This window comes from Labrys sp. 22185, from assembly GCF_052045555.1.
Classification (GTDB): domain Bacteria; phylum Pseudomonadota; class Alphaproteobacteria; order Rhizobiales; family Labraceae; genus Labrys; species Labrys neptuniae.
This window is the reverse complement of the sequence record NZ_JBQEPH010000035.1, coordinates 45,973-57,447: the sequence shown is the minus strand read 5'-3', so window position 1 is coordinate 57,447 and position 11,475 is coordinate 45,973. Positions and strand designations below refer to the sequence as shown.

At 61.5% G+C, this 11,475-nt stretch carries 11 protein-coding genes and 1 pseudogene; 10 read left to right on the top strand and 2 right to left on the bottom strand.

Annotated elements, in window-relative coordinates; translation table 11 throughout:
- Positions 1-18 precede the first annotated feature (18 nt).
- The 5 genes from ACTJKX_RS33290 to ACTJKX_RS33270 all read left to right on the top strand — a co-directional run bounded on the left by ACTJKX_RS33290 (position 19) and on the right by ACTJKX_RS33270 (position 7,177).
- Entirely contained in the window at positions 19-1,125 is a 1,107-nt protein-coding gene (locus ACTJKX_RS33290) for a nucleotidyltransferase family protein (protein ID WP_149249077.1), read from the top strand.
- 207 nt (positions 1,126-1,332) lie between these two features.
- Positions 1,333-2,526: a DUF932 domain-containing protein gene (locus ACTJKX_RS33285; protein ID WP_440727918.1), complete on the top strand. Its 1,194-nt coding sequence runs from the start codon at positions 1,333-1,335 to the stop codon at positions 2,524-2,526.
- 172 nt (positions 2,527-2,698) lie between these two features.
- Positions 2,699-4,816: a ParB/RepB/Spo0J family partition protein gene (locus ACTJKX_RS33280; RefSeq protein WP_440727917.1), complete on the top strand. Its 2,118-nt coding sequence runs from the start codon at positions 2,699-2,701 to the stop codon at positions 4,814-4,816.
- Positions 4,817-4,889: 73 nt separating this feature from the next.
- A complete protein-coding gene (locus ACTJKX_RS33275; protein ID WP_440727916.1) occupies positions 4,890-5,921 on the top strand; it encodes a DUF7146 domain-containing protein in 1,032 nt (343 codons plus the stop codon).
- Between the two features lie 320 nt (positions 5,922-6,241).
- Entirely contained in the window at positions 6,242-7,177 is a 936-nt protein-coding gene (locus tag ACTJKX_RS33270) for a DUF2493 domain-containing protein (protein WP_440727915.1), read from the top strand.
- Positions 7,178-7,291: 114 nt separating this feature from the next.
- On the opposite strand, the gene ACTJKX_RS33265 is transcribed toward ACTJKX_RS33270, so the two are convergent.
- Positions 7,292-7,672, bottom strand: a complete 381-nt coding sequence (locus tag ACTJKX_RS33265; RefSeq protein ID WP_440727914.1) for a HepT-like ribonuclease domain-containing protein — start codon at positions 7,670-7,672, stop codon at positions 7,292-7,294.
- Complete coding sequence (locus ACTJKX_RS33260) at positions 7,669-7,959, bottom strand: nucleotidyltransferase family protein (protein WP_394314795.1); 291 nt, start codon at positions 7,957-7,959, stop codon at positions 7,669-7,671. The genes ACTJKX_RS33265 and ACTJKX_RS33260 overlap by 4 nt, the downstream gene beginning before the upstream one ends.
- 761 nt (positions 7,960-8,720) lie before the next feature.
- On the opposite strand from ACTJKX_RS33260, the gene ACTJKX_RS33255 reads away from it, so the two are divergent.
- From ACTJKX_RS33255 to ACTJKX_RS33235, 5 genes and pseudogenes are all read left to right on the top strand, one after another.
- On the top strand, positions 8,721-9,092 hold the full coding sequence (locus ACTJKX_RS33255) for a single-stranded DNA-binding protein (RefSeq protein WP_440727913.1): 372 nt from the start codon (positions 8,721-8,723) through the stop codon (positions 9,090-9,092).
- A gap of 427 nt (positions 9,093-9,519) precedes the next feature.
- Positions 9,520-10,044 carry a hypothetical protein gene (locus ACTJKX_RS33250; protein WP_440727912.1) on the top strand — a complete coding sequence of 175 codons (525 nt, stop codon included), beginning with the start codon at positions 9,520-9,522 and terminating at the stop codon, positions 10,042-10,044.
- Between the two features lie 310 nt (positions 10,045-10,354).
- Positions 10,355-10,565: pseudogene (locus tag ACTJKX_RS33245) on the top strand (cold-shock protein).
- A gap of 2 nt (positions 10,566-10,567) precedes the next feature.
- On the top strand, positions 10,568-10,834 hold the full coding sequence (locus tag ACTJKX_RS33240) for a hypothetical protein (RefSeq protein ID WP_440727911.1): 267 nt from the start codon (positions 10,568-10,570) through the stop codon (positions 10,832-10,834).
- Positions 10,835-11,042: 208 nt separating this feature from the next.
- Positions 11,043-11,234, top strand: coding sequence for a transcriptional regulator domain-containing protein (locus ACTJKX_RS33235; protein ID WP_440727910.1), 192 nt, complete (start codon positions 11,043-11,045; stop codon positions 11,232-11,234).
- The last annotated feature ends 241 nt before the right edge of the window (positions 11,235-11,475 follow it).

Here is an 11,475-nt window from a genome sequence, read left to right as displayed (position 1 = left end):
CTTATAGCTTGAGGTCACATGAAAACCATTGACCTTGCCTACCGCACCATGTTCGCCGAATTGGTGCAGCGCAGCCTCGATGCATCGTTTGAGACCGATTTCTCGATTGCCGGCAACTTCGTGCGCGTACCCGTCAAGGGCAGGAACTATTGGTATTTCGAGCAGACGCAGCCAAAGAAAACCCGCAAATATGTGGGTCCAGCGGACGATCCCGATATTGCCAAAAGGGTCGAGGCCTTCCAGGAAATCAAAGGTGATCTGCGCGCCCGCCGCAGGCTTGTTTCCTCCTTGACCCGGGACGCTGGCCTGGCGGCACCCGATCGCTTCACCGGTGACATCGTGGAAGCAATGGGCAATGCCGGCATATTTCGTCTACGAGGACTGCTCGTCGGCACGGTTGCTTTTCAAACCTATGCCGGCCTGCTTGGCGTCCGCTTGCCTGGTGCGTCGTTGCAGACAGGTGATGCCGACTTCGCCCAGCACTATTCGGTGTCGTCGTCGCTCGAGGATACTCTTCCCCCTGTTCTCGATATTCTGAAGGCGATCGATCCCAGCTTTCGGGCGATCCCCCACCGGCTGGATCCGGCGCGTGTGACGCAATTCGAGAATGCCGCCCGTTACAAGGTGGAATTCCTGACACCGAACCGCGGATCTGATGACTACGCCGATCACGCCAGCCCGATGCCGGCTTTGGGAGGTGCGTCAGCCCAACCCTTGCGCTTTCTCGACTTCCTGATCCAGGAGCCGGTGCGGACCGTCATGCTCCACCGATCCGGCGTCCCGGTCGTCGTGCCGTCGCCGCAGCGATATGCGGTGCATAAATTGATTGTCGCCTCACGGCGGCAATCGGATGCCGGCAGTGCTGCAAAGCGTGAAAAAGACATCCAGCAGGCGAGCCTGCTGATCGAGGCCCTCGGCGAAACCCGCCGCGGGGACGATCTTGCCGAAGCCTTCACCGAGGCTTGGAATCGGGGTCCGAATTGGCGCGCAGCCATCCAGCAAGGCTTGAACGCGCTGCCAGAAAGGCAAAGAACGTCAGCCTTGTCGACGATCCAAGTCGGCCTGGCTTCGATCGGCGCAAAACCGGATGGCTTCAACGGGACGGGATCGACCGCAAAGACATGACAATGCCCTCGATAGTCGGGTGTGCGAGGGAAGCTGACGATTTAACTATCGATCGGAAAGCACTCGTCCGTCCTTTAGCCGATACCGGTGTCCTCCTGCATAAGGCGGCGCCGTAGCGCCCGTTAGAGTGAGAGAGTGGATGGGATTTTCGTGACGGGTTGAAGGTCGGGAGAGAGGTTTCCGGCGCCCGTCATGGAGATTGGTTCCATGACCATTGAGGTTCTTGATAGCCGTCGCGACGCAAGCGGTGGATATAAGGTCGATGTCAGCCGCGGTGAACGGATCGGCCGTGTGTCTTCCGAGTGGTTCTCGCGCCCCGGCGACGAGCGATATCTGTCGCTATCGGAACTCGGCCTTGCCGTTCGAGAGAGGACCGAGCGCAGCCGGACGCGGGTGGTAGAGAGCGCGCTGATCCAGGTTGAGGCAAGCCGAGAAGATCCCGAGCGGATGTCTCTCATCCTGCCAGGTGTGGATAGGCCCGTCGCACCCACCCATTGGAGCTTCGGCCAGCTTGCAAGCCAGGTCGGAGCACCGGCCGCCTATCTGCGTCAGCTCCCAGCGGCGCTCGCCGGCATCAATCTGCAATATGGTCTGACCTCGCATCGGACCGAGCAGATCAAGTCATTGGTAACCGACAATGGCCGGGTCGAGCTGCGGGCGGTGACGGGCCCGGACTATGGACGCATCTATGATCATGAACTGGTCGAGGCTGTGCAGCGCATTGCCGGCAACGGCACCGGTGATACGCGTTGGAAAGTGCCGGGCGTTCTCGACTGGTCGACGGGCATCTACAATCCGCGTGTCGACATCACCAAGGACACGACCACGCTCTATGCCTCCGATCGTGATGTCTTCCTCTTCCTGGTCGATGATCTCAACCCCATCCGAGCCGGCACATTGCCGGACGGATCGCCGGATCTCTATTTTCGCGGCTTTTACTGCTGGAATTCCGAAGTCGGGGCAAAGACGCTCGGGATGGCAAGCTTCTATCTCCGGGCCGTCTGCCAGAACCGCAATCTGTGGGGCGTGGAGGATTTCGAGGAAATCACCATCCGCCACTCCAAATATGCCGCCTCTCGTTTTGCCCACGAAGCCGCACCGGCACTGCTGAACTTCGCGAACTCTTCGCCGGCGCCTTTCGTCAATGGAATCAAGGCGGCACGCGAGCGGATCGTGGCAAGATCCGATGCGGATCGCTCGGATTTCCTGCGCAAGCGCGGTTTCTCCAAGGCCGAGACCGGCAGGATCATCGAGATGGTGTTGGCCGAGGAGGGGCGTCCGCCCGAAACGATCTTCGACTTCGTGGCCGGCATTACCGCCATTGCACGCGACAGGCCCCACCAGGATGCCCGGCTCGAACTCGAGGGCAAGGCCAAGAAGCTGCTCGAGCGAGCCAGCTAGGAGTTCCGCAAGGGCGGCGCCGCGGTGTTCCGTGCCCGGCCCAGCGTCTGGCGTCTTCTCGCTTCGGTTGTCGCCTGGCGCTGCCCTCCAGAGTTAGAGGGCGGCGCCTGGTTTCGTGACGGGTTTGATGCCGGAGAGAGGGTCTCTCGGCGCCCGTCGCGGAGTGAACATCATGGCCAATGCCGTTCGCAAGATCACCCTGTCGTCGTCGCGCGAAATCCCCTTCAACAAGCTGGTGCTGAGCCAGGCCAATATCCGGCGTGTCAAGGCTGGCGTCTCGATCGAGGACCTGGCCGAGTCCATCGTCCGACGGGGCCTGATCCAGAGCCTGCATGTGCGGCCGGTCGTTGATGCCGAGGGAGTGGAGACCGGCATATTCGAGGTGCCGGCTGGCGGCCGTCGTTACCGGGCCCTGGAATTGCTCATCAAACAGAAGCGCCTTGCAAAGACTGCGCCGGTGCCCTGCGTGGTCTCGGAGGCCGATAGCGGCATCCTGATCGACGAGGTGTCGCTGGCCGAGAATATTGAGCGCGCTCCCCTGCATCCCCTCGATCAGTTCCGTGCCTTCCTCGCCTTGCGCGACAAGGGCATGAGCGAAGAGGCGATCGCCGCCGCCTTCTTCGTGCCGGTGCAGGTGGTGAAGCAGCGCCTGCGCCTGGCAGCAGTCTCGCCGGTGTTGCTCGAGGTCTATGCCGAGGATGGCATGACGCTGGAGATGCTGATGGCTTTCACGGTCTGCGAAGATCATGAGCGCCAGGAACAGGTCTGGAATGCCATCCGCAACAGCTGGCAGAAGGACCCCTATCATATCCGGCGCCTTCTCACGGAAACCACGGTGCGCGCCGGTGACAAGCGGGCGGTGTTCGTCGGCATCGAGCAATATGAAGCTGCCGGCGGCATCGTGTTGCGCGACCTGTTCCAGTCGGACGATGGTTGTTGGTTGCAGGATGTCGGCCTGCTCGATCGGCTGGTGATGGAGAAGCTGAAGGCTGCGGCGGACGAGATTGCCAGGGAAGGCTGGAAGTGGGTCGAAGTAGCCATCACCCACCCCTATGGTGCCAACCATGGCCTGCGCGAACTTGTCGGCACGATCATCGACCTGACCGATGAGGAGAAGGCGGCGCGGGCTGCCCTGCAGGCGGAATACAATTGCCTGTCGGACGAGCATGATGGCGTCGAGGAACTGCCGGACGCGGTCGATCGGCGCTTCGCCGAGTTGGAGGCGGCGATGGAAGCCCTCGACGATAGGCCAGTATCGTTTGCGCCCGCCGAGATCGCGATCGCCGGCGCTTTCGTCAGCGTCGCTACCGATGGCTCCCTCCTGGTCGATCGCGGCTATGTCCGCCCAGAGGATGAAGTGCCGGTCGCGGGAGGAGAGGGGGATGCGAACGAAGTCAATGGAGACGCCAATGATCCGGCCGCGCCTGCCTCTCAGCGTGTCGTCATTGCCATCGGCGGACAGCCCGTCCAAATCGAAGAGGAGGAAGAGGATGGCATCAGGCCGTTGCCCGAACGCCTTCTCGTTGAGCTGACGGCCCATCGCACCCTGGCGCTGCGTGATGCGGTTGCACAGCATCCTGAGGTCGCCATGACCATGCTGCTCCATAAGCTCGTCTGCGACACCTTCCAGCATCGTTCCACGACAGGCTGCCTGGAGGCCTCGATCCGGCATGTCTTCTTCCCGGCTCAGGCGGACGATCTCAAGGACAGCCCCTCGGCCAAGGCCATCGCCGAACGCCACCAGGGCTGGATACAGGAAATCCCAGACGGTGACGCTGCATTGTGGGACTGGCTCGCCGGGCTCGACGAGGCCAGCCGCATGGCCTTGCTCGCTCATTGCGTCAGCTATGGGGTGAACGCCCTCCATGAGAAGCCGAACCCCTATGGCGGCAGTGGGGTCAGTGAGCACGGTCTCAAGCTTCGCCTTGGCCAGGCCGACCGACTGGCGCGGGCGACCGGGCTCGACATGGCGGAGGCCGGCTGGCGACCGATGGCCTGCAACTATCTTGGCCGCATCACCAAGGCCCGCATCCTGCAGGCTGTGGCAGAAGGGAAGGGGCAACCTGCCGCCGACCGGATCGCTCTTCTCAAGAAAGGCGAGATGGCAAGCGAAGCCGAAACCCTGCTCGCCGACACCGGCTGGCTGCCCGAACCGCTGCGCCTGCCGGCGGTCGAAGTGGGCGGCGAGGAAACGGCGGCGAAGGACGGCATAACGGCCATGGGCATCGAGGGCACCATCGACGATAGTGATGAGGCGATCGACACCCCTCACACGATCGCGGCAGCCTAACCCGTACTCCCACGGACTTGGCTCACCTGGCCTGCTGGCTCTGCCGGCGGGCTTTTTTCTTGAGGAGGCCACCATGACGGGGAAGGCACAAGATCTGGCGCGTCGGCTTGCCGAACGGGCCGAGGCGGTATGCCGTCACTATCTGTCCGCCGGCCGCCGCCAGGGCCGTTATTGGACCGTCGGCGACATCAGCAACACACCCGGCCGCTCGATGTTCGTGCGGCTGCAGGACTCGCCGAGGGGGCCAGCCGGCAAATGGACGGATGCCGCGACGGGCGAGCACGGCGATCTGCTTGACATCATCCGCGAGGTTCTCGGCCTCGTAGACTTCAAGGACGTGGCTGAGGAGGCCCGCCGATTCCTCTCGCTTCCGTCCCCGGAGCCGGGCGAGGGGCGGCCGGGCGGACATCAGCATCCTGTGCAGGCCGGCTCACCAGAGGCATCGCACCGTCTCTTCGCCATGGCGCAACCGATCGGCGGCTCCTTGGCGGAGGCCTATCTGCGTCATCGTGGCATCACGTATGTACACGGAACGAAAGCTCTGCGCTTCCATCCGCGCTGCTATTATCGGCCGGACGATAATTCGCCCAGACAGATCTGGCCGGCTATGATTGCCTCCGTCACCGATCTCGGTGGGCATCAGACCGGCGCGCATCGTACCTGGCTCGCGCGCGACGGTTTGGACAAGGCACCCGTCGAGACACCGCGGCGCGCGATGGGCGACCTCCTCGGGTATGGCGTCCGCTTCGGGATTGCCGACGATGTACTCATCGCCGGCGAGGGCATTGAGACCGTGCTATCTGCCCGTATGGCACTGCCCGACATGCCGATGCTGGCGGCCCTCTCGGCCGGGCATCTGGCTGCCATCCTGTTCCCGCCAATGTTGCGCAGGCTCTATGTGCTCAGGGATCGCGATCCGGCTGGGGACAGCGCACGCGATTACCTGATCGGCAGGGCATCGGATGTTGGCATTGAGGCGATAGACCTGTCGCCAGAGCGGGGGGACTTCAACGAGGATCTGTGCACAGCCGGTGCCGAGGCTCTTCGGCAGATCTTGCAGGATCAGCTTCGCCCGGAGGATGTTGCACGCTTCATGGCGGGGTAAGGGAGCCGGCAGGGGAGGGAACTGCTTGACGCTCTCCACCCGTGGTCTCCGCTTATCGTTGGATGCTTCCGAATGAGAGCCCGCGTCCACGGCCTTCTGGAGAGGGCGATCGGCCCATAGAGGGGCCGTGTGGGCAATGGCCGCTCTCCGGCTATTTTCCGCCGGCCGGCATGCCGGCCTTTGCAGCGCGAGACAAAATAGCCGGGTTTGGCCATCGAGGCCCTCGTCTGGGCGCGAGGGCTGCCAACCCGTCCAGTCTGTGGGCTTTCGACGCCTGTGAAGGCCGCGATGGGCGCGGCTTCCGATGAAGGAAGCATCCGATGATGTACGACGACGCCGATGCCGGTTTCGAGCCGATCCACACGACATCCCCCACCGATCATGTCCTCACTACCCTCCAACTCTATGGCTGGCATCCGTTTCAGGACGAGCCCGATCCCAGGCCGCTACCAGAGGGCAATACGATTGCCGGCGCTGTCACCGACATCTTCGATGCCCTGATTGCCACGCTCGGCGACACCCGCCTCGAACCGGACCTCGACGAATTGCTCTGGTCGACCGTCAACCTGTTCCATCGCGCCACCGGCCGTATCGAACGCGAACTGGACGACAATGAGCTGGCGCAACGCCGCTTGCAGAGCGAGCAGGACGGCAGTGAGGTGAAGTCCGTCGAGCTCGAGCGCCTGACCGCCGAGGGCCAGACCCTCATCGAGCGGCGCAACGGTATGGAGCTCTTCCGCGATGTCGCGGCCGAGCAGTTCGAGCACCACATCGGCTCCACCTGGCGGCCACGCACCGGCTCCATGGTCAACCATCGCAGTTTGACGGCCGCGATGATAGACAGCCGGGATTTTCTCAACGCGCTCCGCAGGGTCGAGGCCGAGGTAATGTTGCCGGCCGGCCCTAAGGTCGCCCTGACCGGTGGCCTGGACTTCGACGATCATCGCCTGATCTGGGACAGGCTCGACCGGGTCCATGCCAGGCATCCGGACATGGTGCTACTGCATGGCGGTTCGCCCCGCGGCGCCGAACTCATTGCCGCCAAATGGGCAGACACTCGCAAGATCAAGCAGATTGCCTTCAAGCCAGATTGGGCCAGGCACGGCAAATCCGCGCCCTTCAAGCGCAACGATGCCATGCTGGAAAGCTTGCCGATCGGTGTGCTGCTCTTTCCTGGTACTGGCATCCAGGAAAATCTCGGCGACAAGGCCCGAAAACTCGGCATCCCCGTCATGAAAATAGAGGGTAGCGCTTAGCCGAAGCCTTGCGAGGGGATCCGCAGTCTCGCGGATCCCATCTGCCGGCTGGGCTGCCCACGCTTCTGGTTTTGTAGTGGCGCACGCTTTCCGCAGCGCCGATCGTGTCGATCGTTACGGTTTCGTCGCACTGTCACTGTGGTCTTCGGCGTCCTGGCGCACGGCAAGCAGTTGCCTGAGCAAGTCCGGCAGCGCCACCTGCACGGTATCCCACACCACGTCGAGATTGATGTCGAAATAGCCATGGGCAATACGGTTGCGCATGCCGCGCATGCTGCGCCACGGCAACCCGGGATGGGCCGCGATGAAGGCGGCATAGCGATCCATGGCTTTGGTGGCGGCTTCGCCGATGATGACGAGGCTCATGACCACAGCCCGCTGGGTACGCTTGTCCGCCAGAAAGTCGTCCTTGGTCTGGCCTTCCACGAAGCCGCACGCCTCGGTGGCGGCTTGCTGCATATGGTCGAGATAGTCGGATAACCGGTTCTCGCTCATACCGGCAATGCTTCCGCCAGCACCTTGGCTCGGATCCTGGAGGGCAGGTCGGCCGGCGTGAGCAGGTCGACATGGACACCAAGCAGCGTTTCTAGTTCGTCCTGCAATCCGCCGAGATCGAACAATGTCGCGCCGGGCAGTGCGTCGACCAGGAGATCGATGTCGCTACCGTCCTTGTCGGTGCCGTGCAGGACTGAACCGAAGATGCGCGGGTTCGTCGCGCGAAAGCGGCCTGCCGCTTCACGCACTGCACTTCGCTTCATGTCGAGCATGACGGACGGTCGCACGGCCAGCCTTTCCCAAACAATTGTTCGAATGATGTGGAATCAAGAATGGAATTTCAAGGGATTGCTTTCATGGGCAGGGTGTTTCGCGATCAATCCCCATAGCGCACTGCCAGATTCCTGGCTCCGCATTCTCAAAGAGATAGCGGGGCCCAATGCCGATCGTCACCGCTCTCGGTTCACCTAGCCCGGCCAACGACAGGCTGCAATCGGCCGGATGATCCGCATGGAGATGGGCTATCGCTTCAGTGCCAATCCATCCCCTAGTGTCGTGAGTTCGGCGCCGGTTGCAGGTTCTTTAGGTCTTGTCTTCCACATTGCGAGGATCGCGCCTGAATGGCCCTGAAAGCGGTGGTGCAGCGCTGTTCGTCGGCGTGGACCCAGGTCGAGGTGTTCGTCCCGAATGGCGCAGTCTGCCGAGGGGGATACCATGGCGGATGAGGAAGCATGGAAGAGCTGCACCGATGTGTGGCGTCATCAAGCCTGGTGAAGGGCCATGCAGGCAAGGACGATGGTTCAGGTGTGCTCTTCTTCCCCGCTTCCGGTGGCGCCAATCCCTCCGACTGATCGATCCCCTAAGTCCGTTCTGTTTCCGTCGGCAACCCCCGCAGCTCCAGACCGTGTTGGCGCAAAGCGCCTGTCCGCACCACTCCGGGCCTTGGGGGCGAGCTGCCTGCATGCAGGCAGTTGCAGGCGTTTCCCGACGACCTTGGCCGCGTCTCATCGGAGGGAATGGCCCCTCCGGGAAGCAACGGAGAAACACCATGCAGAACATCGTCATTCTCGCCGGCAACATCGGTCAGGCTCCCGAAACCCGCACCACCAACGGTGGTACCAACATCACCCATTTCACCCTCGCCACCTCCCGTCCCCGCTATTCGGAAGGCCGGGTTGTACGGGACGACAAGGGCCAGCGGGTCCAGGATACCGAATGGCACCGCATCACCGCCTTCAACGGCCTCGGCAAGACGATCCAGCAATATTGCGAGGTGGGCATGAAGATCCTGGTTCGCGGCCGGATCCACTACACCAAGTGGACGGATCAAGAAGGCGTCGATCGCTATAGCTGCGAGATCATCGCCGAAACGGTCGACTTCCTGAACCGAGTCAAGCAGACCGAGAGCGGTGACGATTAGCAGGACGAGGACTCGGAAATCCCTTTCTGAACCGGATACCAAAATCTCGGCGGCGCAAGCCGCCGGGATCTTTCGTTGCACCGGAACGGCGCACTGGCCCGTCGTCGGCAGGATGAACTGTGCCGGTATTCGGGGCCGTTGCGGTCCAAGGTCAGGCCATCAAAGATGCCCTGCCGGCATGGTTGCCTGAACCGGGGATCGATCCCCGATTCAGGCAATTGCGCAGCGGATCGGTTGAGCCACTTTTTCTCTCTGAATTCCCATTCTACAGCCAGCTCAGCCCGCCTCAAGAACGAACGGCCCCCCCCCCAAATTCTGGCGAATTTCGGGGGTACCGTTCGCCGGCGTTTCCGGTCGCTACGCGATCCTTGACCCAGTCTTCGCTCGGCAGTGCCCGCCGCCCGTCGTCGAGACCAAGGAGGACAGCATGACCCACGACATCACCCTCGAACACCACATCGAAGAACTGCGTGCTGAATACAATGCTTGCTGCGAGCTGGCCGAGCGCGAGGCAATCTGGAACGCTTTGCGCCAAGCCCGTTCGGCCCTCGCCGCCAACGAGGCCAAAGGCTACTTGAGCGCCTTCCTCGCCCCCGCGGACAAAGCGCCGGCCGCAGCCCTGCCATTCCGAGTTTTGGGAGACAGGCACACGTCCCGCCTATTTCTCTTTCTGCGCCACAAAGCCCATAAAGGCGCATCGAGCGCCTGTATGGTCCTTGCGAAGGCAAAGGCTGCAGCCTCTCCCTTCCCGCTCCCTCTTTCTGGCGCTTTTCCCGATGGGGTGGCTTCGGCCTGCAAATACGGAAGCGAGGACGACACGATCATCAAAGTGATCGATCCGTTTGCCCGACCAAGGGGCCCGCGTGCTTCGCCATCCAACGCTGGAGCGTTGTGTCCCGAATGTCCAAATTTATCCGCGAGTGCTAAGTGGTCCGGCCGGTTGGACGAATGAATGGCACCGGCCGGACCTTGCCAGCGCCTCCAGTGGTGAAACGAAGAGCTGACCGAGCTTGTTTAGCACCGATTGTCAGTGATGTAGAATAATCATTGAGTTCACTCGACTTTCCGCGTGGCACATTATTTGCATCAATCAGCAAATCTCATGATTCCGGCCCAACCTCAGAAGAGTTACGCCAGGCCACCTGGGACGAGGCTAGCAAGATTAAGATGGTTCTGGATCCTGCCCAACCCGAAATCGAAGGTTGGCTTACTATGCCTTTCACGTTAGCGTTCGGCTGTCTCGTTTGCGGAGGGACGCTTGGATGCCGACTGGTACCGTCAAATGGTTCAACTGTGCGAAGGGGGTACGGCTTCATCAAGCAAGATGAGGGGAGCGACGATGTCTTCCTTCATATCAGCGAGATTGAAAAGGCAGGCCTCGATCATGTCCACGAAGAACAAAAGATCACTTATGAATTTGTGGCTGATCGCAAGACAGGCAATGCCAAGGCCGGGAATCTGAGGGTCGTGTGAGCATGTCCTGCCTCACATACTACGTCGTCTTGCCTTTCTCCCGCACACAGGACGGTGCGTTGTTGGCTCTCGATGGCGAGGAGACGACCTCAAGGGACATCGCCCGTGCTCAGGCTGCAGCCATCATTGGCCATTGGCGGGGCGACGATGAGATTGTCGGTGCCATTGCCTTCTCGCGTCGCGGCAATCCGGGCTCGGGCCACTTTGATGAAGCTGAGATTCTCGCCCGGTATGGCGAGACGCCGGACGATTTGTTCGGCATGGAGTAATCGCCGAGAATTGCCGCGATCAATCCGGTGCGCCGGCCACAAGTCTCTTGATCCGAGCTCTGGCGAGACACTGCAACACCTCAAGAGAAGGTTCCAGTGATCGCGATTCCCGATCAAGGTATCGCAACATCCAGCCTTCAAAAGTGATCGCGGGTCGACAAACCTCCTGTCAGTGGCCGCCCTTCGCCGGCTCAAAGCAAGAGGTGATATGATGTTGCGTATCGGTTGGCGTTCGTCCGTAGCCTATCGGCACATGGACGGTGTTTCCGCCGCCAGTTTTGCCTGGCAGTATGTTCGACGCGACGAGGAGTATCGCCGCGATTTCCAAAACTTAAAGCATAGCGCCGCCTCTCAGCTCGAGGCATTTTCGCAACGCTGGGGGTTGCGATTTCCCGCGTAATTCGAACCTTACGTATGATCGCGCGTCTTTGTTCTGGCTGCCAATCGTTACCCCATCAATCATATGGCTCGCCACGACGAAACAAAGCACAAGCCGATGCCTTAGGTGATGCGGACCCCGTTTAGATGTCTACCCCTCCTATTTACCGCCGATGGCCATCGATCCCCGCACCGGCCCAGATAGTTGTTGAATCAACCTAATTCAGGGCTCTTTTAATCGTCCCCGTTCGGGGAACGATCTG

What these genes read in the sequence shown, in the direction of transcription:
- ACTJKX_RS33290 (WP_149249077.1), top strand. Translation starts at nt 19, where the DNA reads ATGAAAACCATTGACCTTGCCTACCGCACCATGTTCGCCGAATTGGTG.
- ACTJKX_RS33285 (WP_440727918.1), top strand. Translation starts at nt 1,333, where the DNA reads ATGACCATTGAGGTTCTTGATAGCCGTCGCGACGCAAGCGGTGGATAT.
- ACTJKX_RS33280 (WP_440727917.1), top strand. Translation starts at nt 2,699, where the DNA reads ATGGCCAATGCCGTTCGCAAGATCACCCTGTCGTCGTCGCGCGAAATC.
- ACTJKX_RS33275 (WP_440727916.1), top strand. Translation starts at nt 4,890, where the DNA reads ATGACGGGGAAGGCACAAGATCTGGCGCGTCGGCTTGCCGAACGGGCC.
- ACTJKX_RS33270 (WP_440727915.1), top strand. Translation starts at nt 6,242, where the DNA reads ATGATGTACGACGACGCCGATGCCGGTTTCGAGCCGATCCACACGACA.
- ACTJKX_RS33265 (WP_440727914.1), bottom strand. Translation starts at nt 7,672, where the DNA reads ATGAGCGAGAACCGGTTATCCGACTATCTCGACCATATGCAGCAAGCC.
- ACTJKX_RS33255 (WP_440727913.1), top strand. Translation starts at nt 8,721, where the DNA reads ATGCAGAACATCGTCATTCTCGCCGGCAACATCGGTCAGGCTCCCGAA.
- ACTJKX_RS33250 (WP_440727912.1), top strand. Translation starts at nt 9,520, where the DNA reads ATGACCCACGACATCACCCTCGAACACCACATCGAAGAACTGCGTGCT.
- ACTJKX_RS33240 (WP_440727911.1), top strand. Translation starts at nt 10,568, where the DNA reads ATGTCCTGCCTCACATACTACGTCGTCTTGCCTTTCTCCCGCACACAG.
- ACTJKX_RS33235 (WP_440727910.1), top strand. Translation starts at nt 11,043, where the DNA reads ATGATGTTGCGTATCGGTTGGCGTTCGTCCGTAGCCTATCGGCACATG.